Here is a 24341-nt window from a genome sequence, read left to right as displayed (position 1 = left end):
GGCCGGGGTGCAAACCCCGGCCCTTTTTCTGTGTCGCGCTCAACCAGCAGGCGTAAAATTTACGGCAGCTCCGGGCGATCCGCCACGGCAGCGCGGGTCGGCGCCGCCGGTGCCGGGCAACCGCGCGCAAGGCCGATGCCCTTGAGATAGGCACGCCGCGTCGATCCGGCATAGACCGCCGCTTCCACGCGGCGCTGCTGCTTGTCCGCCCCGGTGATGACACGCACGATGCCAAGCCCCGGAATCAGCGTGTTGACCGCAGCCCGCGCCGCCACGGCTGCGAGCGCGGACCCTTCGCCCTTGGGTTGGCCGGGCGCATCGACATCGGTGCCCAGCGCGGCATTAAGCCGCCGTACTTCGCCCGCAATCGCGGCGCAGGAGCGCGTGTTCACCGAAGAATAAGGTGCGGACGCCGCCAGTTGCAGGACCGGAGGAATCTTCTTGTCCGCAATGCGCACGTCGCGCAGCGGCTGGGTAACGGCCTTGCCGACGCTGTCATCCTGCGGTCCGGCGGCCTGCACCGCGACCGGCGCAAGCAGCAAGGCAATCGATCCCAAGCCGCTGAGGGCCAATCCACTGAGGGCGTGTGTCCGACGCATTTTCGACATGTCCTTGCCTGTTGCCTTAGCCGCATGACGCCCATGCGAACCTCTTTGTTCCCGCATAGGACCGACACTGTCCAACATACCCAATTTGTTCATATCGCTTCGCTCGTCACGGACTCGTCATGAAAGCAGCGTAGCGCTCGCCAAGCGGGAAGGTTGGGGATTCCCAACGTACATTTCGATGGGGGAAATCATCATGTTCGGACGTGTCCGGGCGCGCGTTGCCGCGTCCAAGGCAGGCTTGTGTGCCGCACTGCTCGGCTCCACCGCCATGCCCGCTTTCGCGGCGGATGTTGCGGGTCGGGTGGTTGATCCGGCAACGGGCGCGTCGTTGCCCGGCGCATCGGTCTCGGTCGGCGGGCGCACCGCCGTGTCGGACAGTGACGGCGTGTTCGTGATCCACGATCTTCCGGCCGGCCCGGTCCAGCTCACTTTCACGTATGTCGGCTACCCCACGACGACCCGCAACGCGACATCGAGCGATGCTCCGCAAATCGCCGAATTCAGACTCGATCCTCCCGTGGGCGACACGAGCGGCGGGGACATCGTCGTCACCGGCCAGCGCGCCGCCGAACGCCGCGCCTTGCAGGCGAAGCGATCGTCCAACTTCATCCAGGAAACGCTCAACGCCAACGACGTCGGCAAGCTGCCCGACCAAAATGTCGCCGAAGCGGTACGCCGCCTGCCCGGCATTTCGGTCGCCAACGACCAGGGCGAAGGACGCTATGTCATCATCCGGGGTGCCAACCCCAACCTCGCCAACGTCACCATCAACGGCCAGACCGCGCCCGCACCCGAACCGGAGGGCCGCCAGGTCAAGCTCGACGATATCCCCTCCTCGTTGATCGGCTCGGTCACGGTGGTGAAATCGCTCACCGCCGATCGCGACGCCAACGCCATTGCCGGTCAGGTCGATATCGACACGCTCACCGCCTTCGATCGCAAGGGGGCCTTCGCCAATGCGCGCATCGCCAATGGCTATAGCAACCTCAACGGTCGCAGCCCCTATGAAGGCGATCTCACCGTCGGCTCACGTTTCGGTGCGGACAAGACCTTCGGCGTCGTGCTGTCGGGCAATTATTCGAAGCGCCCGATCGAATCCGAAAATCTGCAAGGCTCGTCCAACTGGCGCAGCGATTATCCGGGATCGAGCAAGGCGCTGCCCGACGACTTCCGCCTGCGCGATTATAACCTGACGCGCGAGCGCTATGGCCTGGTCGGCAATTTCGACTGGCGGCCAAACTCGAATGTCAGCCTGTACTTGCGCACGCTCTATTCGACCTTCAAGGACCATGAAACGCGCGACCAGTCGCGGATCGAAATTCCCGTCGTTGCACCGCCGACGCCGCCTTCGGCAACCGCCACCCCGGCGCAGATCGCGGCGTACAACACCGCTTTGACCAATGCTACCAACGCCGATGCCAATATCGCGAATGGCGGCACCTTCAGCGCGCGCGGCACGCGCTTCCTGCGTCTGCGCAACGAAGACGACTCCACCTTTACCGGCGAGCTTGGCGGCAACTTCCACTTCGGCACCGCCGAATTGCAGGTTGAGGGGACGTACAGCAAGGCGCTGAAAAAGGATCCGCTGCGCTCCGAATTTTCGTTCCGTACCGGCAGCACGGCATTGACCGGCCTGTCGCTCGACCTCAGCGACACGCTGTTCAAGGTCAACACCGCCAACGGCACCCCGTATAATCCGGCGCTCTATTCGGGCTTTCGCGTCAATTACGATCGCCGCCGCGCTGCCGAAAATCTCTATCAGGGCCGCGTCGATCTGACGGTGCCGCTCGGCACGGGCGACGCCTTTACGCTGAAGGTCGGCGGCAAATATCAGCAGACCGACAAGACCAACAATCGCGACTTCCAGCAATATAACCTCAGCGGCAGCACGCTCGCCAGTACCGGTGCCGCCTATAACGACGGCAGCACGGTGTATGGCAGTCGCTACGTCTTCGGTCCGCGCATCAACTATGACCTTGCGCAGACCTATTACACCGTGACCAACCCGGGCGCACGCACGCTGGACGCCGCCGCCAGCCTCGCCAACTCGCTGATCAACGATTATGATCTGAGCGAGAAGGTCTATGCCGGCTATGTGATGGCTACCGCCAAGCTGGGATCGGTCACCATCATACCGGGCGTCCGCGTCGAACACACCGACGGGCGCTACAGCGGCAAGTCCTTCACCGCTGCCTCAACCGCGACGCAGGGGTTCAATGTCACCAACACCAAGAAATATACCGATGTCTTCCCCGATCTGAACGTGCGCTTCGACGCGACCGAGCGACTGGTGCTGCGCGCCGCCGCGACAACCGCGATCGGGCGGCCAAACTATGCCGATCTGGCCCCGTATCAAAACCTCGATCCGGTCGGAAACACGGTCACGCTCGGCAACCCCAACCTCAAGCCGTACAAGGCGGTCGCGGGGGATCTGTCGGCGGAATATTATTTGAAGGGCCAGGGCATCCTGTCGGTCGCCGCCTTCTACAAACATCTCGATGATCCGATTTTCACGGCGGGCCAGACGCAATCGGGCACCTTTGGCGGCACCGTTCTGACCAATGCGCTGGTCACCCAGCCGATCAATGCGCGCAGCGCCGAACTTTACGGCGTCGAAGCAAACCTGCAGGCGCAGTTGCTGTTCCTGCCGGGCGCGCTGTCGGGGTTCGGCGTGTCGGGCAACTTCACCTATACCGACGGCTCGGCCACCGGCGTGCCCAATCGCGCGGGCAACGTACCGAATTTCCTGCAATCGAAATACACCGGCACCGCCCAGCTCTTCTATGAGAAATATGGCCTCACCGGGCGCTTAGCCTACACCTATCGCTCGGCCTATCTCGATACGCTGGGTGGGTCGGCGGCGACCGACCAATATACCGCCGAGAACAATTCGCTCGACGCGCGGATCGCTTATTCGCCGGTGAAACAATACACGTTGTTCGCCGAAGCCAGCAATCTGCTCGACTCGCCGTGGCGCCGCTATCAGGCGGTGAAGACGCAACTGATCGAGAACGAACGTTACCGCCAGACCTTCCGCATCGGCGTTCAGCTCGCTTTCTAAGGCGACGCTTCCCACGGCAGGCGTGATGCGACAGAATGTCGCCATTACGCCTGCCAGAGGAACCACCATCATGACCGATCTCACCCGCCGCGACGCGCTGGCCGCGACCGCTTTCGCGGCGCTTGTCACCGCCTTGCCAGCATGGGCGCAAGATCGATCAGCCCCGGTCGATGCGGCGCAATGGGACCTTTCCGAAATCTACCCCGATGATGCGGCGTGGGACGCCGCCCGCAAGAGCGTGCTCGCCAAAATCCCAGGTCTGGCCAGCTACAGGGGCAAGCTCGGCACCGGCGCGGAGGTGCTCGCCGCCGCTTTGGTGGCGCAGTCCGACCTCTCGCGCGAGGCGGCGCGCGTTTACACCTATGCCGGGCTGAAGAGCGACGCGGACCTGCGCATTTCCGCCAATCAGGAAAAGCTCGCTTTGGTCGGCGATATGTTCACCGCGTTCGGCGAAGCGACCTCGTGGATGGCGCCCGAGCTCCTGATGCTGGGCAAAGCCAAAATCGACGGCTTCATTGCCGCGAACCGGACCCTCGCCACCCGCTTCGACCTGTATCTTGCCGACACGCTGCGGCAGGCACCCCACACGCTGTCCCCCGAAGGCGAAGTCCTGCTCGCAGGTGCGGGAGCGCCGCTTTCGGGGCCGGGCACGATTCGCGAACAACTCGTCGGATCGGATATTCCCTGGCCGACGATTACGCTGTCGACCGGCAAACAGGTGCGGCTCGACGACCAGGCCTATACCCTGACTCGCGATGCGCCTGTGCGTGCCGATCGCAAGGCGGTGTTCGACACCTTCTGGGGCGAATATGCGCGCTTCAAGAGTTCGCTTGGGGCCGCCTATCTCAGCCATGTCAAAGCCGACCTTTTCCGGGCCAAGGCGCGCAAATATCCAACCTCGCTTGCCGCCGCATTATCGGGCAACAACATCCCCGAAGGGGTGTATCGCACGCTGGTGGCCGAAGCGAACGCCGGTCTGCCGCAACTGCATCGCTATTTCGAGCTACGGCGGAAGCTGCTCGGCCTGCCCGACATGGCGTATTACGACATCTATCCGCCGCTGGTGTCGCTCGACCGCAAGGTCACCATCCCCGAAATGCGCAGCACGGTGCTGGAGGCGGTCAAGCCGCTCGGGCCCGATTATGTCGCGTTGCTCGGTGCCGCCACCGCGAAAAAATGGATGGACCCCCTGCCCCGCCCCGGCAAGAAATCGGGGGCGTATATGAACCCCGGCGCCTATGACGTGCACCCGTATCTGCTGCTCAATCTGGGCGAAAACTATGAGGGCATGAGCACCTTCGCGCACGAATGGGGCCATGCGATGCACTCGCTGCTGTCGAACAAGGCGCAGGTCTATGAGAAATCGGATTACCCGCTGTTCCTCGCCGAAATCGCCTCCACCTGCAACGAACTGCTGCTTGCCGCTTATATGGTGGCGAAGGCCAAGACCAAGCAGGAAAAGCTGTTCTACCTCGGCCAGCAGTTGGAGAGCATTCGCGGAACCTTCTTCCGCCAGACGATGCTCGCCGAATTCGAACTCGCCGCGCATGACAAGGCCGAAGCGGGCGAGGGCTTGTCGGGCGAGCGCTTCAACGCGCTCTATCTCGATCTGCTCAAGCGCTATCATGGGCCAAAGGTGGCCATCGACCCGGCTTATGCCGTCGAATGGGCCTATATCCCGCATTTCTACAACAGCTTCTACGTGTACCAATATGCCACCTGCATTTCGGCGGCATCCTATTTCGCGCACGCCATCCTGACCGGTGGCGCGAAGGAGCGCGACACCTATCTGACCGTGCTGAAGGCGGGCGGATCGGCTTATCCCACCGAAATTCTCCAGCGCGCCGGTCTCGATATGGCCAGTCCTGCCCCGTATCGCGCGGTGATCGCGACCTTCAAGGAAACGCTCGATCAGGCCGAGGCCTTGATCGGCTAATCCAGCGGATACCGCATCGCGACATTGCACCGTTCGTAGCGCTTACCGAATTCGTCCATGATCCCCGGATCATGGACGAAACCGAGCTTCTCATAGAGATGGATGGCAGCCGCGCTCTTGCTGTTGCTGAGCAAATAGAGCCGCTCCGCCCCCAGCGTGCGGGCGCGCGCGATGATGGCGTGCAGCAGGAATTCCCCGGCCTTGCGGCCACGCGCCGATTCGAGCACGCCCATCTTGGTCAGTTCGAACTGCTGATCACCGGTTTTCTGCAGCGCGCAGGCACCGACAATGCCCAGCCCCGCCGCCTCGACGAACAGAATGTCACCGCCGCGATCGATGATCCGCGCGCGCGGGTTTTCAAGCACGTCGCGGTCGGTCGGTTCGAGCCGGTACATGGCCGAAATCCACTGCGCGTTGATGTCATGGAACGCCTGCGCCAAATCATCGCGATAATCGTGAATCGTCAATCCATCCATCAGATGCTCCCCGGCAGCTTCAGCGCTTCATCGCCTCGATCAGCGCCTTCACTTCCTGGCTGCGACCCCGCGGCAGGATCAAGATGTCTTTGCCGCTGGCGACCACGATCAAGTCCTGCACCCCGACCATCGCGATGCGCGCGCCATCGCTGCGCACCAGGCAATTCGCCGTATCGATCGCAATCACCTCGCCGCCTTCGCGGCTGGCATGGACGTTGCCATCCTGGTCGCGATCGCTGATTTCGTGGAGCGCATCCCAGCTACCAAGATCGCTCCAGCCCATCGATACCGGCACGACTGCGACACGGTCAGCCTTTTCCATAACGGCATAATCGATTGAATCCGAAGGGGCCGCAGCAAAGGCCTCCGCATCGGGATACGTCCGGGTCCCGTCCGCGCGCAATCCATCCATCGCGCGCTGCGACGCCGCGAGAATGCCCGGCGCATGAATCGCCAGCGCGGTAAGATAGGCATCGGCACGAAACAGGAAGATGCCACCGTTCCACGCATGGTTGCCCGCCGCGAGCATCGCCTCGGCGACATCGAGCGGTGGTTTCTCGACGAACTTGGCGACGCGGTGGACACCCCCGGAAATCTCTTCGCCAAGGCGAATCCAGCCATAGCCGGTTTCGGGGGCAAGCGGATCGATCCCAAACGTAACGAGCCACCCGTCTTCAACCAGCGGCAACGCGACTGCGATCGCGGCATGGAATGCGGCGACATCGGCAATGACATGATCCGAAGGCATGACCAGCAACGGCGCATCGCCGCTGCCCGCAGCAATCGCCGCCAGCGCGATCGCGGGGGCGGTGTTGCGACCGACCGGCTCCAGGATCAACGCTTGTGGAGTGGCGCCAACGGCATCGAGCTGCGCCTCCACCATTCCTGCGTGGCGCGCGTTGGCGACGACGATCGGCGGGGCGAAGCGCTCCCCGCGCGCGCGTTGTGCCGTCAATTGCAGCATCGTTTCGTCCGCCGTCAGCGACAGCATTTGCTTGGGCATTTCGGATGTCGACATCGGCCACAACCGCGTTCCCGAACCGCCCGACAGGATAACAGGCACGATCGGCTTGGACTGCGGCATGTAGAATCCTCCTGCTGTCGGACCCATAGCGAGTCCTGCCGGGGTTGGTAACTGCCCTGAATCAAGCTCGATCCATCACGTTCAACCTTTCTTTGCCAATTTCTGCGACAGCAGCCTGCCCATGTCGGAATTATTTACACCACCTTGGGGGTGAGACGGACGAGGTACCGCGTCGATGATCAGGCTGTTCAAGCATTATATTCCCAATGCGGTGCTCTTGCTGGGCCTGTTTGACCTTGTCCTGCTGATCGTGGCGGGGGAATCGGGATATTCGCTGCGGATGAACCAGCTTGCGCTGCCAGTAACGCCGATGCAGGCGCGCATTCCGCAATTGCTGACCTTTGCCGGGTCGCTCGGCGTGGCGATGATCGCGGTCGGGGTTTATGGCACCGGTGCGCTGCAATCGCTGCGATACGCGACCGCGCGCCTGTTGGTGGCGATTTCGCTGGGCGTCATTTTCCTCAGCGTCATCTATTTCATCATACCGGCAGCGACGTTCTGGCGCTCCAACTTGCTGTACGCGATGGGCATTGCCGCGGTCCTGCTGATCGCGCTGCGTATCCTGCTCGGCAAGACCTTGGGCGGACAGGTGTTCAAGCGGCGCATCGTCGTCCTCGGCGCGGGCCCGCGTGCGGCGCGCCTGAAAGCGCTGGCGCAGGCACCCGGCGCGGGCTTTGCCGTCGTCGGCTATGTTTCGATGAACGAATCGGCGCGCGTCATCCCCGAGGCGATCGCACGCGATGCAATCTATAACCTTGCCGACCATGTCGTATTGCTCAACGCAAGCGAAGTGGTGCTGGCGCTTGAGGAGCGCCGCAATGCCTTGCCGTTGAAAGATTTACTGCGGATCAAGACGACTGGCGTCCATGTCAATGAAATCTCGACCTTTCTCGAGCGGGAAACGGGCCGCGTCGATTTGCAGAGTGTAAGCCCGAGCTGGCTGATCTTTTCCGACGGATTTTCCTCGGGCCGGATGCTGTCCAGCATGTTCAAGCGGCTGTTCGACATCACGGCCAGCGCGGTGCTGCTGACGCTTACGCTGCCGCTGATCCTGATGACGGCGCTGGTCATCAAACTTGAGAGCAAGGGGCCGGCATTCTACCGTCAACGCCGCGTCGGGCTGTATGGTGTCGGCTTCGATTGCGTGAAATTGCGCTCGATGCGGCAGGATGCCGAGGTTGCCGGTCAGGCGGTATGGGCCGAAAAGGACGATCCGCGGATCACCCGGATCGGGCGCATCATCCGCAAGCTGCGCATCGACGAACTCCCGCAGACATGGTCGGTCCTGAAGGGCGAAATGAGCTTTGTCGGGCCCCGGCCCGAACGGCCGCAATTCGTCGAGGACCTTGAACAGCAGCTTCCTTATTATGCCGAACGGCACATGGTGAAGCCCGGCATTACCGGCTGGGCGCAAATCAATTATCCCTATGGAGCCTCGATCGAGGATTCGCGGCAAAAGCTCGAATATGATCTGTATTACGCCAAGAATTATTCGCCCTTTCTCGACCTGTTGATCCTGCTGCAAACGGTGCGCGTCGTGTTGTGGCCCGAAGGCGCGCGCTGATCCCGTGACCGCACTCGCCACCCTGATCCTGTGGAGTCACGCGCTGGCGGCCTTGCTGTTTGCGGGCGTGGCGCTGTCACGGCTGCACGATGCCGGCACGGCGCTGCCACGGTTGACCTTCGTGATCGCGCTGGGCAGCACCGCTTTATGGGCATTGGCGGTCGCGGGCGTCGATGCGACCGACATCGTCACGCGCCTGGCCGAAGCGGGGCGCAACCTCGCATGGCTCGGCTTCATGTACGCGCTGGTCCGGCGCGGCAGTACAGGACCCGAACACACTGCGATTTCGGTCATTTATGGCCTTGTCGCCTTGCTGGTGCTGGCCGGGGCCGCGCTGACGGTGATCGAGCCCGCCATTGGCGCGGAGAGTGTTCCGCACGTGGCGGCGGTGCGGGCCGTGTGGCGGATGATGATCGCAATCGGTGCCTTGCTGCTGCTCCACCATCTTTATTCGGCGGTGACGCCGCACGCACGCGGCGGCATCCGCCTGGCCGTGCTTGCCCTTGCGGCGATGTGGAGCATCGACCTGGTCCTGTCCGCCGCCGCTTATGCCTTCAGCACATGGTATGGCGGCCTGATCGCCGCGCGCGGCATCGTCATGGTGCTGGCGGCCCCGATGTTTGCGATCGCGGTGCAGCGCAACGGCGACTGGACCTTGCAGCTTTCGCGCACCGTCACCTGGCAAACGCTGACCTTTGCCGTCATGCTGCTCTACACGACTGGTATGCTGCTGGCGACCAGCGCGATTGCCAGCATCAGCGGCGACAATGCACGGCTGTGGCAAACCGCCTTCGTGTTCGGATCGACCACGGCGGGGCTGACCATCCTGTCCTCCCCCTGGTTGCGCGCCTGGGCCAAGGTGAAGGTGTCCAAACACTTCTTCCGCCACCGGTACGATTATCGGGCGGAATGGGTGCGCTTTACCGATACGCTCGGCAAACCGGACGGTGCGGCCCCGCTCGACCAGCGTATCGTCAAGGCGGTCGCCGACTTGACCGATTCGCCCGCAGGCCTCTTGCTGGTGCCGGAAGGCGATGGGCTCGGGGTTGGGGCCGGATGGCATTGGGATGCCGCCACCGGCACCGCCGATGCGCGACTGGTCGCCCATTTGTCGGGTAGCGGCCGAATCGTCGAGCTGGATACCGTGCGCGGTGAAACCGCCGACCCGGTCGAAGCCGCGAGCATCCCGATGTGGATGCTCGATTGCGATGCCTGGGCGGTGGTGCCGCTGACCCATCTCGATCGTTTGCAAGGAGCGATCGTGCTGGCGCGCCCGCCGCTGGACCGTGCGCTCGACTGGGAAGATTTCGATTTGTTGCGCATCGCCGGGCGGCAAGTGGCGAGCTATCTCGCCGAAGCGCGCGCGCAGGAGGCGCTGGCGGAAGCCGAGCGTTTCGATGAGTTCAACCGGCGCTTCGCCTTCATCCTGCATGATATCAAGAATCTGGTCAGCCAGTTGACGCTGGTCGCGCGCAATGCCGAACGCCATGCCGACAATCCCGACTTTCGCGTCGACATGGTCGCCACGTTGCAGGATTCAGCCGCGCGCATGAACGATTTGCTCGCCCGATTATCGCAGCAACACCGCGCGCGCGCCGAGGTGCTGCGCCCGGTTGAGCTGCTGCCGCTGGCCGAAACCGTCGCGCGCGGCAAGCGCGTCCAGCATCCGGTTGTGGTGATCGGCCCACAGGGCCTGTTCGCGCAAGCCGATCCGGCGCGGGTCGAACAATTGCTCGGCCATCTCGTCCAGAACGCGATCGACGCAAGCCCGCCGACCGAACCCGTCACCATCGCGGCGTCCGCGACGGAAGCTACGGTGGCGCTGACGGTGATCGACCACGGTAGCGGCATGAGCCCCGCCTTCGTGCGCGATCAATTGTTCAAGCCCTTCGTCTCGACCAAGCGCGGCGGCTTCGGCATCGGCGCTTTTGAGGCCAAACAACTGGCCGAAGCGATGGGGGGCAGCGTCCTGGTTGAAAGCCACGAAGGCGTCGGAACCACCTTCCGCGTTATTCTGCCCGCGGCAGACACCCCCCGGTTGGAACAAGCCGCATGACCGACAAGCCCAAGCTCCTGATCGTCGAGGACGATCTCGGTCTCCAGCGCCAGCTTCGCTGGGCGTATGAGGGGTATGAGGTGCTGACCGCGATCGACCGTGCCACCGCACTCGATGCGGTGCGCGCAGCCGAACCTGCCGTGGTGACGCTCGACCTCGGCCTGCCGCCCGATCCGGACGGCACGAGCGAGGGGTTCGCCACGCTCGCTGAAATCCTGCGGTTGAAGCCGGATACCAAGGTAATCGTCGCCTCGGGCCACGGCGCGCGCGAAAGCGCGCTGCAAGCGATTGCCGATGGTGCATGGGACTTTTACGCCAAACCGATCGACATCGATGCGCTCGGCCTGATCGTCGCGCGCGCCTTTCACGTCCATGCGCTGGAGGCCGAAAATCGCCGCCTCGCCACGCGCGCGACCGGCACGGCGCTCGGCGGCATGATTACCGCCAGCCCGGAAATGCTGAAAGTCACCCGCACGATCGAACGCGTCGCCGGGGCCGATGTCTCGGTCATGCTGCTCGGCGCGAGCGGAACGGGCAAGGAATTGCTCGCGCGCGGCCTTCATGACAGCAGCCCGCGCCACGGTGGCGCGTTCGTTGCGATCAATTGCGCCGCGATCCCCGAGACGCTGCTGGAAAGCGAATTGTTCGGGCACGAGAAAGGGGCATTTACCGGCGCGATCAAAACCACCGAAGGCAAGATCGAGCAAGCGCAGGGCGGCACGCTGTTCCTCGACGAAATCGGCGACGTTCCGCTGCCGCTGCAAGTGAAATTGCTCCGCTTCCTGCAGGAACGCACGATCGAGCGGATCGGCGGGCGCAAGGCGATTGCCGTCGATACCCGGATCGTCTGCGCCACGCATCAGGACGTCGATGCAATGGTTGCCTCCGGCAGCTTTCGCGAAGATCTGTATTACCGTCTCGCCGAAATCGTCGTGCGCATCCCGTCGCTGGCGGAACGCAGCGGTGACGCGGTGTTGCTGGCGCAGCATTTCCTGAAGAGCTACGCCAAATCGATGCACGCCGCCGTTACCGGCCTGTCGCCCGATGCGCGTGCCGCGATTGCCGCGTGGAGTTGGCCGGGCAATGTCCGCGAGCTGGAAAACCGCATGAAGCGCGCGGTCATCATGGCCGAGGGCAAGCTCGTCACCGCCGCCGATCTCGATCTGGCAGAAGGAGCCGCCGAATTGCCGCTCAACCTGCGCGCCGCGCGCGAAAGCGCCGATCGCTCGGCGATCGCGCAGGCGCTCGCCCGCGCCGAGGGTAACATTTCGAATACCGCCAAGCTGCTAGGGGTCAGCCGACCGACCCTGTACGATTTGCTGAAGAGCTACGATCTCCATGCGTAAATCCCTTTCGATCGCGATCGGCACCCTCGCCGCGATGACCAGCGCCGCACTGATCGCGGTCGCGGCGACTGGCCCGGCCCATGCCGATGCCGCGACCGCGCGCACCGAGCTCGCACTCAGCGTGCGCTTGCTGAAGGCGGGCAATTACAGCGCCGCGCGCAGCCACGCCCAAGCCGCGATCAAGGCCGATCCAAGCTGGGGCCTCGCCCATGCGATGCTCGCGCGCAGCTTCCTGGCGATTGGCGATGGGGTGGCAGCAGAGGGTGAGCTTGGTCGCGCGCGCGATGCCGGGTTCGATCCGGCACGGGCACACCAGCTTTACGCCCATGCGTGGTTGCTACAGGGCGACGCGAACCGTGCGCTGACCGAAGCCGCCAAGGCAAGCGCGCCTTATAGCGGTTATGCCATCCGCATCGGCGCGCGCGCGCTGGCGGCGCAAGGCGATGTCGCAGGCGCACAAGCCGCGCTCGGCACCTTGCTCGCCGATGCGCCGAAGGACAGCTTCGCCTGGTCCGACCTCGGGCGCATCAAATATCAAGCGGGGGACATTGCGGGCGCAATCGAATCGGCGCAGCGCGCGGTCGATCTCGATGCCAACAATGTCGAGGCGATCACGCTGCGCGGCGAATTGGTGCGCGGCCAATATGGCTTGATCGCCGCGTTGCCGTGGTTTGAAAATGCGCTGGGGCATGACGCTTATTATCATCCTGCGTTGATCGAATATGCCGCCACACTCGGTGATGTCGGGCGCTACACCGATATGCTGGCGGCAACGCGCCGGGCCCTGGCCGCGCGACCGGACAGCCCGCAAGCCTTGTACCTCCAGGCGGTGCTGGCGGCACGCGCGGGCAAGGACGATCTCGCCCGCACGCTGCTCGCGCGCACCGGTGGGCGACTGAACGCCATGCCCGGCGCGCGGCTGTTGTCCGGGACGTTGGCCTATAAAGCCGGTGCCTATCAGCAAGCGATCGATGATTGGCGCGGGCTGGTTGGACAACAGCCGACCAACATCACCGCGCGCCGCCTGTTGGGCACGGCGTTGCTGCGCTCGGGCGATCCGCAAGGCGCGCTCGATGTGTTGCGCCCGGTCGCGCTGCGCGCCGATGCCGACAGCTATACGCTGGCGTTGGTCGCGCGCGCGTTCGAACAGACGGGCGAGCGTGATTGGGCCGCGAAATATCTCGATCGTTCGGCTATGCCCAGCGCAACCGGCTCCGCGCCGTTCGGCATCGATGACGGCTTGTCTGCACTCAGCGACGCCGCCAGCGCCGCACCCGCGGAACCGGTCGCGCAACTCGCGCTGATCCGCGGGCTGATCGAGGCGGGGGATACCGGCGCGGCGCTGGCCAAGGCGCAGGCGCTGGTACGGCTGACACCGGGGGCCCCGCCTGCCTATCTCGCGCTTGGCGATACGTTGATGGCGGTGAACCGCTATGGTGACGCCGCCGATGCCTATCGCCATGCCGCCGACCTGCGCTTTGACGAACCGACCCTGTTGCGCGTGGTCGATGCGCTCGACCATGCCGACCGGCGCGCCGAAGCGAGCAAGGTCCTCGCGCTGTTCGCGTCGCAAAACCCGCAAAACATCACGGCACGGCGCTTGATCGGCCATTGGCAGATCGCGGCGCAGGATTGGGATGCCGCGATCGACACGCTGGAGGAACTGCGCGGGCGCATCGGTGACCGCGATGCCGCGCTGCTGGCCGAATTGTCCTATGCCTATACCGGAGATGGGGATGCCGACACCGGCATGGTCTATGGCAAGGCCGCCTATGCGCTCGCGCCGATGAACCCCGCCGCCAGCGACGCTTATGGCTGGGCGCTGTATCAACAGGGCAAGAGCGAACCCGCGCTGCAATTGCTGGAAAAAGCGGCGTCGATCGCGCCCGGTCGTGCCGATCTGCGCTGGCATTTGGGGCAGGCCTATGCCGATCTCGACCGCACCGCCGAAGCCGCCACACAAATCCGCGCGGCGCTCGCCGATCCCGGTTTTGGCGACCGCGTCGCAGCCGCAGCGGCGCTCAAGGCGCTGGGGTAAGTTTGCCCTCCTTCCTCCCCTCCCTGGAAGGGAGGGGAGTAGCCAAGCCGCCACGAGCACCGCGTTTGCAAGCGGAGGGCGCGCGCGGCTAACACTACGCGCATGACCGACCCCGACCACGCTCCGCTGCTCCGCATCGCCGCCGCGCTCGAACGGCTGGCCCCGCCGCCGCCCGCCAGCGCCGATCCGCTGGCGCACCCCGCTTATGTCTGGCGTGGTGCGGTGCTGGAGCCAGTGCGCGATTTTCGGCCCTTGCCGCTTGACCGGCTGCACGGGATCGAGGCGCAAAAGGCGGCGATGCACGCCAATGCCCGCCATCTGGCGGACGGGGCGGCGGCGCATGACGTGCTGCTATGGGGGGCGCGCGGAACCGGAAAATCGGCGCTGGTCAAAGCCGTAACCGGCGCGGTGCAGCACGAAGGCGGCGCGCTCGCGCTGATCGAGGTCGTCACTGCACAGCTCGACACCCTGCCCGGCTTGTTCGCGCAAATCGCTGATGTGCCGCGCGCCTTCCTGCTGTTTCTCGACGATCTCGGTTTTGACGCCGCCGCCGACGGGCGCGCGCTACGCTCGATGCTCGATGGCGGCGCCGAGGCGCGGCCGGCCAATGCGCGGCTTGTCGTCACCTCCAACCGCCGCCATCTGGTCCCGCGTGAGATGATCGACCAACCCACCGCCGTGAACCCGCGCGATGCCGCCGACGATGCGCTGGCGCTCGCCGATCGTTTCGGATTGAGCCTCGGTTTCCACGTCGTCGATCAGGATGGCTATCTCGCCATCGTCGCCGGCTATACGCGCGCCTATGATTTGCCGTTCGATCCGGTCGATGCGGTCGGCTGGGCAACGCGGCGCGGCGCACGCTCGGGCCGCGTGGCGTGGCATTACATCGTCGATCTGGCGGGGCGCGAAGGGCGGTCGCTGAATCAGGCGTAAGCGTTTTCCTGCGAAAGCAGGAACCCAGGGCCACTCGCGTTGCGCGTCATAACTCTGGGCTCCTGCCTCCGCAGGAGCACGGGCACTACCCCAGCGCCTCAACCATCTCGGCCAGTTCCAGCCAGCGCAATTCCGCCGCGTTTTTGTCTTCCTGCGCCTGGCCGATCGCTTCCATCAGCCGCTCGAACAAAGCCGGATCGCGCGTGTAGAGATCGGGGTCTTCCAGCAACGCCTGGTCACGCGCGATCGCGGCATCAAGCGCCTCGATCCGCTTGGGCAGCAGCTCGTAATCGCGCTGGTCCTTGTACGTCAGCTTGGCCTTGCTGCCCGGCGGCGGTGCCGCAGCGGCGGAGGTCGCATTCTTGGCGATCGCCCCGCGCTTGGTCGGCGCATTGGCCTTGCGGCGACGTTCCCAATCCTCATAGCCGCCCGCCACGACATCGACCGTGCCCGAGCCATCGAGCCCGAGCGTGATCGTCACCGTGCGATCGAGAAAGTCGCGGTCATGGCTGACGATCAGCACCGTGCCATCATAATCGCCGATCACATCCTGCAGCAGATCGAGCGTTTCGAGGTCGAGATCGTTGGTCGGCTCGTCCAGCACCAACAGGTTGGATGGCTTGGCGAATTCGCGCGCCAGCAACAGGCGCGAGCGCTCGCCACCCGACAGCGTGCCGATCTTGGCATCCAGCACGCCCGGCTCGAACAGGAATTCCTTCAAATAGCCGACGACATGCTTGCGCACGCCCTGCACCTCGATCCAGTCGCCGCCATCGGCGAGCACGTCGCGGATCGTCTTGTCGGGTTCCATCTTGCTGCGCTGCTGGTCGATCACGATGCGCTCGATTGTCTTGGCGAAGCGGATCGTGCCGCTATCGGGCTCCAGCTCGCCGGTGAGCAGCTTGAGCAAGGTCGATTTGCCCGCGCCATTCGCGCCGACAATGCCGATGCGATCCTTGCGCGTCACGCGCAGCGACAGGTCGCGGATGATCGTGCGGTCGCCAAACGCCTTGGAGATGTGCTTGGCGTCGATCACCACCTTGGAGCGCGCATCATCGCTGCCGATGGTGAGGTTGGCCGAACCCTGCGGCCCGACCATCGCCGCGCGTTCGGCGCGCATCTCGACCAGCTTGGTCAGCCGCCCCTGGTTGCGCTTGCGCCGCCCGGTGACGCCGCGCAGCAGCCAATGCTCCTCCAGCTTCAGCTTGGCATCGAGCTTCTCGGCATTGCGCTGCTCGTCGGCATAGACTTGCTCGGTCCACGCATCGAACCCGCCAAAGCCGATTTCGGCGCGCCGCAAATTGCCCCGGTCCATCCACAGCGTCTGCTTGGTCAGCTTGGTCAGGAAGGTGCGGTCATGGCTGATGACGACGAAGGCGCCACGGAAACGCTGGAGCCATTCCTCGATCCATTCGATCGCGCCGATGTCGAGATGGTTGGTCGGCTCGTCCAGCAGCAACACATCGGGGTTCTGCGCAAAGGCACGCACGATCGCGGCACGGCGCCGCTCGCCGCCCGAGGCCTTGGCGGCCTCGCGCGAGAGATCGATGCCGAGCTGGTCGGCAATCGCCTCCGCCTCATGCCGCTGCGGCGCATCGTCGCCCGCCAGCACATAATCGGCGAGCGTCGCAAAGCCCGTCATCGCCGGTTCCTGCTCCAACTGGATCACGCGCGTGCCGGGCACGATCGTGCGGCGGCCCTCGTCCGAATCGATCTTGCCGCCGAGCAATTTGAGCAAGGTCGTCTTGCCCGCGCCATTACGCCCGATCAGCGCCAGCCGGTCACGCGGCCCGATATGAATATCGAGCCCACGGAACAACCAGCCCGAGCCTTGAATGACGCCGAGATTTTCATACGCAAGAATTGGTGCAGCCATAGCGTGTGCGCCTAACGATTTAGCGCAGCTAAATCGAGGCTAAAGCGCACGCTCGGCCGGCCTCGCTCCAGCGAGGTCCGACGACGTGGCTTTGCCACGGCGCACCTATACCCCAAACGCGCCGACACGGAGATAAACCCCGTATCGTCGGCCAGATTCGCTTGACCCAACCTGCCGCCCGGCCTCAGGCGAGTCCGTCGGGCATAGCCAACCCCCGCCCCGCTCATTCACAGGCTGTTCAACGCTCCCTCCCTATGCCAATCCCATGACGATGTTTCTCCCCATGCTGTTTGAACTGGCCACCGCGACGGCACCGCTGCCGGCCGACGGCGCGCAACTCCAGCGCGGCGATCAGCGCGAGGCGTGGCGCGCGCGCCAGGAAGGCCGCATTCTGCCCCTGCGCGAAATCGAGGGGCGCGTGTTGCCGACGATGCGCGGCAGCCAGTATCTCGGCTTCGATTTCGAACCCGATCGCGGGATTTACACGCTCAAGTTCCTGCGCGATGGAACCGTCATCTGGGTCGAGGTGGACGGGCGTTCCGGCCAGATTCTCGGCCGCACCAGCAACTGATCGCGGCCAACGCCGTTCAAGGGGAACTTTCATGCGTGTTCTGATCGTCGAGGACGAACCCAATCTCGGCCAGCAATTGAAGGCGACGCTGGAAGGTGCCGGTTATGCGATCGATCTCGCCACCGATGGCGAGGAAGGGCATTTCATGGGCTCGACCGAGAATTATGACGCGATCATCCTCGATCTCGGCCTCCCTGAAATCGACGGCCTCACCGTGCTCGACCGCTGGCGCAAGGAAGGGCGCACCGCGCCGGTTTTGGTGCTGACGGCGCGCGATAGCTGGTCGGACAAGGTCGCCGGGCTCGACGCCGGGGCCGATGATTATGTCGCCAAGCCGTTCCAGTCGGAGGAATTGATTGCCCGCCTGCGCGCGCTCATCCGCCGCGCTTCGGGCAATGCCTCGTCGGAACTGACCGCAGGCGATGTGCGGCTCGACACGCGGAGCGGCAAGGTCACGCTGGCGGGCGAGCCGGTCAAGATGACCGCGCAGGAATATAAGTTGCTGAGCTACCTGCTCCACCACAAGGGCAAGGTGGTCAGCCGCACCGAGCTGATCGAGCATATTTACGATCAGGATTTCGACCGCGATTCGAACACGATCGAAGTGTTCGTCACCCGCATCCGCAAAAAGCTCGGGCAGGACGTCATCACTACGATCCGCGGCCTTGGCTACAGCCTTGAAGATCCGGATGCATAATGGCTGACGCGCCGGGCACGGAGGGCGTCGCCGTCCCGGCGAGCGAAAGCGCGGTGGCGTACGAGCCTGTCCCCGCGCCGCTGCCACCACTCGACACCGAGCCGCGGGCGACGATCCCGACGCGCACGACCGGATCGCTCAGCCGTCGCATGATCCTGATCGCGGCGGGCTGGATTTTGTTGTTGCTGACCGGCGGCGGCTTCGCGCTCGATCGCGTGCTGACCACCGCGATCACCCAGAATTTCGACGATCAGCTCGAATATGTGCTGAACGCGCTGATCGTTTCGGCGGAAATCGGGCCACAAGGCGAAGTGTTCAACAATCGCGAACTTGCCGATCAGCGCTTCCTCGAACCCAATTCGGGCCTCTATTACCAGATCAGCGCGCCGGGGCAGGAGCCCTATCCGTCGCGCTCCTTATGGGACCGCCACCTCGCTTATGGCGGGAAGCATAACGATCTCGGCATCCATGCCTATGACAGCGACCAGTTCGTCGATCCCAGCACGGAAAATCCCGAGCGGCTGCGCATTGTCGAGCGCGACGCGACGCTGCCCGGCTCCAAGGTGCGCTGGCGCTTCCAGGTCGCGCAGAATCGCGAGGGGTTAGACGCGCAGATCAAGGTGTTGCGCAAGACGCTGGTGCGCAGCTTCGCGCTGCTCGGCTTCGGCCTAATCGCAATGGCCGCGCTCCAGACCTTTTACGGGCTGTGGCCGCTGCGCAAGGTGCGCGAGGAAATCGCCCGGATGCGCGCGGGCAAATCGCGCCAGATCGAACGACCGATGCCGATCGAAGTCGCGCCGATGGTCGAGGAATTGAACGGCCTGATCGCGCATAACGAACGCCAGGCCGAGGAAGCGCGCCGCCACGCCGGCAATCTGGCGCACGCGCTGAAGACGCCGCTCACCGTCATCATGAACGCCGCCACCGCCCAGGCCGACGATCTAGGCGAGACGGTGGTGCGCGAGGCGCGCACGATGCGCCGCCAGGTCGACCACCACCTCGCGCGCGCGCGCGCGGTTGGCAGGCGGGGCTCCGCGCATAGCCGGGCGGACGTGTGGCCCAGCCTTGAATCGGTCGAGCGCGCGGTCGGCGTGCTCTATCGCCACGTCCGCATCGACACCTCCGGTCCCAAGGATTTGCAAGTCCATGTCGAGCGGCAGGACCTCGACGAAATGCTCGGCAATCTGATCGAGAATGCCGCAAAATATGGCGGCGGCAGCGTGTTCGTCACCGTGTCGAAGCATTCGGGCTTCGTCGAATTCCTGATCGAGGATGACGGCGTCGGCATCCCCGAGGAACAACGCATCCGCATCTTCGATCGCGGCGTGCGGCTCGATTCGGGCAAGCCCGGCACCGGCCTCGGCATGGCGATCGTCCGCGACGTGGCGGAGATTTACGAGGGCACGGTGTCGCTGGAAGAGAGCGAAGATCTCGGCGGGTTGTTGGTGCGACTGAGGCTTCCAGCGGCGAATTGAAGATGACGAATCGCATACGATTCGCTATATAGGGCGCATGTCAAAGGCCTCCTCCAGCACGCCCATCACTATGGTGCGGGATTCCCGGTCTGGCCGGTTCGTAACCGTCAAGGGTGCTGGCGCGCTCAAGGGCAAAATGACGATCAGCAAAAAGGTCGATCTCACAAAGCCCATTTCCGTTCCGGCTTCGGGCGGGAAATGGTCGCCCACCCGCCCCGCAACTGATCGAACCGAAGCCAAGCGCTGATCTTGTCGGGGATACTCCTCGACACGCATGCGCTATTTTGGCTTGTCAGTGGTGAAGAAGCACTGACCGAACAGACGTTGGTCGCCATTGGTGAAAATCAGGAAGCGGGAACGCTGTTCGTTTCGCCCATCACGTCTTGGGAACTGTCGATCGCCACGCAGAAAAATCGGGTCGCGGGTCGCCCCCATTTGGGGGACGAGGCTCCCGCGCGGTGGTTTCGGGACGCGGTGGCCGCCACGGAAGCGAAGGTCATTCCGATCAAACAGCGCATTTCATGCGAAGCGGCACAAGTGGTCATCGCGACAGGGCACCGGGACCCTGGCGACTGCTTTTTGATGGCGACGGCCCGGGTGCGCAAACTCTCACTGGTCACGCGTGACGGCATCATCCAGCAAATTGCCGCAGCCGATCCAAAGTATATCAACATCATCGTATGCTAAATTTTGATCACGTCTTCCCCAACAACCGGCTCTACGTGCGCATCGTGCGCTTCGGTGCCAGGCAAATACCGCGCGATTTCCTCGGCTAGGTTCAGGATCGGCGTCGATTGTAGCAGGATTCTGAGCCTACGCCGCCAGCGCCAGCTCGCGCATCGCCTGCGCCGTAATCTCCAGGCTACGCTTGCGTGCTTCATGGTCGTAGATCGCGCTTGCGATCATCAGTTCGTCCACCCCGGTGCGCGCGACGAACGCGGCGATCTCGCGTGCGACCTTGGCCGGGCCGCCCACCGCCGAGCACGACAGCACATGGTCGAGGATCGCCGCGCCCTGCGCGCCCAGGCTCGCTCGGTAACCCGCCACCGGCGGCGGCAATTGTCGCGGGTTGCCGGTGCGCAAGGCAACGAACGCCTGTTGCTGCGAACTCGCCAGCAATTCCGCTTCGTCATCGGTGTCGGCGGCGAACACGTTGAAGCCCGCCATCACATAGGGCTTGGCCAGCGCTGCGGACGGCCGGAAGGTGCGGCGATAAAGGTCGATCGCCGCCATCAGCGCATCGGGCGCGAAGTGCGAGGCAAAGGCATAGGGCAAGCCCAGCATCGCTGCGAGTTGCGCGCCGAACGTGCTCGACCCCAAAATCCACAGCGCGACAGCGGCCCCCGCGCCGGGCGTGGCGCGAATGCCGGTCTGGCCATCATCGGCGAAATAGCTTTGCAGTTCCACCACATCCTGCGGAAAGGCATTGGCGTCGCTGTCGAGGTTGCGGCGCATCGCGCGCGCGACGATCTGGTCCGATCCCGGCGCACGACCGAGCCCCAGGTCGATCCGCCCCGGAAACAGCGCATCGAGCGTGCCGAACTGTTCGGCAATGGCGAGCGGCGCATGGTTGGGCAGCATGATCCCGCCCGCGCCGATGCGGATCGTGGAGGTCGCATTGCCGATATGCGCCAGCACCACCGATGTCGCGGCGCTGGCGATGCCGGTCATGCCGTGATGCTCGGCGGTCCAATAGCGCGTGAAACCGAGCCGTTCGACATGCGCGGCAATGTCAGCCGCATTGGCCAGGGCTTGCGCCACACTGCCGCCTTCGATGACGGGGACGAGATCGAGCAGGGAATAGTGGGTCATAAGAGGGATGTGGGGAGGCGATTGCGCGCGCGCCACCCCCTTCCCCTTTCTTCCCCGGCGAAGGCTGGGGCCCAGGAGTAGAACGGGATTAATGACGCATACCGCCGCACAATCCACCGGTCGCGACTGGGCCCCGGCCTTCGCCGGGGAAGTGAGGATAAGAAGACCGGAATCCCCACACGCCTTGCCCCCCTCGCCCTCCCCGCTTAGAGCCTGCGCGACATGGACCCCCGTCTCACCCATCTCCGCACCTGGATCTTCGATCTGGACAATACGCTCTATCCGGCGAGCGTGCGGCTGTTCGACCAGATCGACGCCAGGATGGGCGCCTATATCGCCGACAAATTCTCGGTCGATCTGGTCGAGGCGCGCCGCATCCAGAAGGGCTATTTTCACGGCCACGGCACCACGCTTGCCGGGCTGATGGCCGAACACGACGTCGATCCGCACGCCTTTCTCGATTTCGTCCACGACATCGAAATGGACGTGCTCGAAGAAAATGCCCCGCTTGCCGCTGCCATCGCGCGGCTGCCGGGGCGCAAGATCGTCTTCACCAATGCCGACACGCCGTATGCCACGCGCGTGCTCGGGCGGCTGGGCCTCGGCGAAAGTTTCGAGGCGATCCACGACATCCATGCGATGGACTTGCTGCCCAAGCCGCAAGCCTCGGCCTATGCCGGGCTGTGCGCGGCGTTCGACATCGTGCCCGCTGAGGCGATCTTCTTTGAAGACATGGCGCGCAACCTCGCGCCCGCCAAGGCAATCGGCATGACGACGGTGTGGGTCGACAATGGCTCCGAACAGGGGCCGGGCGAAGACCGCAGCTATATCGATTTTACCTGCGCCGATGTGACGGCGTGGCTCCACGACCATATGGGGGAAGCATGAGCGATCTACAGCACACGATCGAAGCCGCGTGGGACGCGCGCGACACGATCGGGTTTGGCACCAGCGGAGCGGTGCGCGACGCGGTCGAGACGGCGCTCGACCAGTTAGGCGCAGGCACGGTCCGCGTCGCCGAGCCCGATGGCGCGGGCTGGAAGGTCAATCAGTGGCTAAAGAAAGCGGTGCTCCTCTCCTTCCGCCTCAACGACAATAGCCTGGTCGAGGGCGGCGCTGGCGGTGCGCCCGCGTTCGACAAGGTGCCCTCCAAATTCGCCGGCTGGGGCGAGGCCGAGTTCCGCGCGGGCGGCTTCCGCGTGGTGTCGGGTGCGGTCGCACGGCGCGGCAGCTTCATCGGCAAGGGCGCGATCCTAATGCCGAGCTTCGTCAATATCGGCGCTTACGTCGGCGAAGGCACGATGGTCGACACCTGGGCGACGGTCGGGTCGTGCGCGCAAATCGGCAAGAACGTGCATCTGTCGGGCGGTGCCGGGATCGGCGGGGTGCTCGAGCCGCTGCAGGCCGATCCGGTCATTATCGGCGACGGTGCCTTTATCGGCGCGCGCGCCGAAGTCGCCGAGGGTGTTCGCGTTGGTGAAGGCGCGGTGCTGTCGATGGGCGTCTATCTCGGGGCCTCGACCAAGATCGTCGATCGCGCGACCGGCGAAGTGTTTCGCGGCGAAGTGCCGCCTTATGCGGTGGTCGTACCCGGCAGCATGGGCGGCGGCGACGGCAAGCCCGCGCTTTACTGTGCGGTCATCGTCAAGCGCGTCGACGCGCAAACGCGCAGCAAGACCAGCATCAACGAACTGCTGCGGGACTAACCTTCTCCCCTCCCGCAAGCGGGAGGGGGAATCCGGCTCGACACACGCAAAGGCTCTGCTAACCGCCACGCAAACGACAAGAGGATTCCCGATGACCACCACCCGCTCCAAGACGCTCGACCGCGTGCTCGTGCTTGAAATGGTTCGCGTTACCGAGGCCGCCGCAATCGCTGCGTCCACGCTGACCGGGCGGGGGGACGAAAAGGCGGCGGATGCCGCCGCAGTCGAGGCAATGCGCGCCGCACTCAACGAGCTGTATATGGACGGCACCGTGGTGATCGGCGAGGGCGAGCGCGACGAAGCGCCGATGCTGTTCATCGGCGAGAAAGTAGGCTCGGCGATCGGCAAGGGCCCCAAGATCGACATCGCGCTCGATCCGCTCGAAGGGACCACGATTTGCGCGACCGCCGGCCCCAACAGCCTGGCGGTGCTGGCGATTGCCGAGGAAGGCGGCCTGCTCAACGCCCCCGACGTCTATATGGACAAGATTGCGTGCGGCCCGGGCTATCCTGAAGGCATTATCGATCTCGACAAATCGCCGACCGAAAATGTCCGCGCGCTCGCCGCCGCCAAGGGCGTGGAACCGCGCGAGATCATCGCCTGCGTGCTCGATCGCCCGCGCCACCAGAAACTGATCGCGGAACTGCGCGAAGTGGGCTGCGGCATCATGCTGATCGGCGATGGCGATGTGGCGGGTGTGATCGCGACCACCAACCCCGACACGACGATCGACATCTATATGGGTGCGGGCGGCGCGCCGGAGGGCGTGCTGGCGGCAGCCGCCCTTCGCTGCGTCGGCGGGCAGTTCAAGGGCCGATTGCTGTTCCGCAACGATGACGAGCGCGCGCGCGCCGCCAAATGGGGCGTGACCGATCTCGACAAGCAATATGATTTGACCGAGCTGGCACGCGGCGACTGCATCTTCGCGGCAACGGGCGTTACCGACGGGTCGCTGCTCGCCGGGGTCAAGCGCAAGGGCCACGTGATGACCACCGAAAGCGTGGTGATGCGCGCCAGTTCGGGCACGGTGCGCTGGGTCAAGGGTGAACACCGCATCTGATTTCCGATCCCGTCACCTCGCAAAATCCGTCATGCCGGGCTT

At 64.4% G+C, this 24341-nt stretch carries 19 protein-coding genes; 14 read left to right on the top strand and 5 right to left on the bottom strand.

The window, feature by feature from the left end; genetic code table 11:
- Positions 1-59: 59 nt before the first annotated feature.
- Positions 60-599 carry a hypothetical protein gene (locus WC704_RS08280; RefSeq protein WP_372889436.1) on the bottom strand — a complete coding sequence of 180 codons (540 nt, stop codon included), beginning with the start codon at positions 597-599 and terminating at the stop codon, positions 60-62.
- Between the two features lie 202 nt (positions 600-801).
- Here WC704_RS08280 and WC704_RS08275 point away from each other — a divergent pair, with 202 nt between their 5' ends.
- Together WC704_RS08275 and WC704_RS08270 are read left to right on the top strand one after the other, a co-directional pair.
- Positions 802-3669: a TonB-dependent receptor gene (locus WC704_RS08275; protein ID WP_372889435.1), complete on the top strand. Its 2868-nt coding sequence runs from the start codon at positions 802-804 to the stop codon at positions 3667-3669.
- 70 nt (positions 3670-3739) lie between these two features.
- On the top strand, positions 3740-5605 hold the full coding sequence (locus WC704_RS08270; RefSeq protein WP_372889434.1) for a M3 family oligoendopeptidase: 1866 nt from the start codon (positions 3740-3742) through the stop codon (positions 5603-5605).
- Here the strand turns inward: WC704_RS08270 and WC704_RS08265 are convergent.
- The gene (locus WC704_RS08265; RefSeq protein WP_372889433.1) at positions 5602-6081 is read right to left on the bottom strand and encodes a GNAT family N-acetyltransferase; all 480 of its coding nucleotides are present in this window, start codon (positions 6079-6081) and stop codon (positions 5602-5604) included. The two genes, WC704_RS08270 and WC704_RS08265, sit on opposite strands and share 4 nt — an antisense overlap.
- Before the next feature lie 19 nt (positions 6082-6100).
- Positions 6101-7165, bottom strand: a complete 1065-nt coding sequence (locus tag WC704_RS08260) for a mannose-1-phosphate guanylyltransferase/mannose-6-phosphate isomerase (RefSeq protein ID WP_372889432.1) — start codon at positions 7163-7165, stop codon at positions 6101-6103.
- A gap of 175 nt (positions 7166-7340) precedes the next feature.
- Between WC704_RS08260 and WC704_RS08255 the strand changes: the two genes are divergently transcribed.
- The 5 genes from WC704_RS08255 (at position 7341) to WC704_RS08235 (ending at position 15102) form a co-directional block, all read left to right on the top strand.
- Complete coding sequence (locus WC704_RS08255; protein WP_372889431.1) at positions 7341-8729, top strand: TIGR03013 family XrtA/PEP-CTERM system glycosyltransferase; 1389 nt, start codon at positions 7341-7343, stop codon at positions 8727-8729.
- Between the two features lie 4 nt (positions 8730-8733).
- Positions 8734-10785 carry an XrtA/PEP-CTERM system histidine kinase PrsK gene (prsK, locus tag WC704_RS08250; RefSeq protein ID WP_372889430.1) on the top strand — a complete coding sequence of 684 codons (2052 nt, stop codon included), beginning with the start codon at positions 8734-8736 and terminating at the stop codon, positions 10783-10785.
- A complete protein-coding gene (gene prsR / locus WC704_RS08245) occupies positions 10782-12131 on the top strand; it encodes a PEP-CTERM-box response regulator transcription factor (RefSeq protein WP_372889429.1) in 1350 nt (449 codons plus the stop codon). The genes prsK and prsR overlap by 4 nt, the downstream gene beginning before the upstream one ends.
- Positions 12124-14169, top strand: coding sequence for a tetratricopeptide repeat protein (locus WC704_RS08240; protein ID WP_372889428.1), 2046 nt, complete (start codon positions 12124-12126; stop codon positions 14167-14169). The genes prsR and WC704_RS08240 overlap by 8 nt, the downstream gene beginning before the upstream one ends.
- Before the next feature lie 102 nt (positions 14170-14271).
- Positions 14272-15102: a DUF815 domain-containing protein gene (locus WC704_RS08235; protein ID WP_372889427.1), complete on the top strand. Its 831-nt coding sequence runs from the start codon at positions 14272-14274 to the stop codon at positions 15100-15102.
- Positions 15103-15187: 85 nt separating this feature from the next.
- On the opposite strand, the gene WC704_RS08230 is transcribed toward WC704_RS08235, so the two are convergent.
- Entirely contained in the window at positions 15188-16978 is a 1791-nt protein-coding gene (locus WC704_RS08230) for an ABC-F family ATP-binding cassette domain-containing protein (RefSeq protein ID WP_372889426.1), read from the bottom strand.
- A gap of 271 nt (positions 16979-17249) precedes the next feature.
- Between WC704_RS08230 and WC704_RS08225 the strand changes: the two genes are divergently transcribed.
- The 4 genes from WC704_RS08225 to WC704_RS08210 all read left to right on the top strand — a co-directional run bounded on the left by WC704_RS08225 (position 17250) and on the right by WC704_RS08210 (position 20408).
- Complete coding sequence (locus WC704_RS08225) at positions 17250-17549, top strand: hypothetical protein (RefSeq protein WP_372889553.1); 300 nt, start codon at positions 17250-17252, stop codon at positions 17547-17549.
- 31 nt (positions 17550-17580) lie between these two features.
- On the top strand, positions 17581-18246 hold the full coding sequence (locus WC704_RS08220; RefSeq protein ID WP_010404476.1) for a response regulator transcription factor: 666 nt from the start codon (positions 17581-17583) through the stop codon (positions 18244-18246).
- Positions 18246-19721 (top strand): sensor histidine kinase, encoded by a 1476-nt coding sequence (locus WC704_RS08215; protein ID WP_372889425.1) that lies wholly within the window; start codon positions 18246-18248, stop codon positions 19719-19721. The genes WC704_RS08220 and WC704_RS08215 overlap by 1 nt, the downstream gene beginning before the upstream one ends.
- Positions 19722-19970: 249 nt before the next feature.
- Positions 19971-20408 carry a type II toxin-antitoxin system VapC family toxin gene (locus WC704_RS08210; RefSeq protein ID WP_372889424.1) on the top strand — a complete coding sequence of 146 codons (438 nt, stop codon included), beginning with the start codon at positions 19971-19973 and terminating at the stop codon, positions 20406-20408.
- Between the two features lie 126 nt (positions 20409-20534).
- Here WC704_RS08210 and WC704_RS08205 read toward each other — a convergent pair whose 3' ends face one another.
- Positions 20535-21533: an LLM class flavin-dependent oxidoreductase gene (locus WC704_RS08205; RefSeq protein ID WP_372889423.1), complete on the bottom strand. Its 999-nt coding sequence runs from the start codon at positions 21531-21533 to the stop codon at positions 20535-20537.
- Positions 21534-21755: 222 nt separating this feature from the next.
- Between WC704_RS08205 and WC704_RS08200 the strand changes: the two genes are divergently transcribed.
- From WC704_RS08200 to glpX, 3 genes are all read left to right on the top strand, one after another.
- A complete protein-coding gene (locus WC704_RS08200) occupies positions 21756-22421 on the top strand; it encodes a pyrimidine 5'-nucleotidase (protein ID WP_372889422.1) in 666 nt (221 codons plus the stop codon).
- The gene (gene dapD / locus WC704_RS08195) at positions 22418-23239 is read left to right on the top strand and encodes a 2,3,4,5-tetrahydropyridine-2,6-dicarboxylate N-succinyltransferase (RefSeq protein ID WP_372889421.1); all 822 of its coding nucleotides are present in this window, start codon (positions 22418-22420) and stop codon (positions 23237-23239) included. Before WC704_RS08200 ends, dapD begins: the two co-directional genes overlap by 4 nt.
- Positions 23240-23330: 91 nt before the next feature.
- Positions 23331-24299 (top strand): class II fructose-bisphosphatase, encoded by a 969-nt coding sequence (glpX, locus tag WC704_RS08190; protein WP_372889420.1) that lies wholly within the window; start codon positions 23331-23333, stop codon positions 24297-24299.
- The last annotated feature ends 42 nt before the right edge of the window (positions 24300-24341 follow it).

The organism is Sphingomonas sp., assembly GCF_041661885.1.
GTDB lineage: Bacteria > Pseudomonadota > Alphaproteobacteria > Sphingomonadales > Sphingomonadaceae > Sphingomonas.
The sequence above is the reverse complement of the archived record's forward strand: the minus strand, read 5'-3'. Positions and strand labels throughout refer to the sequence as shown.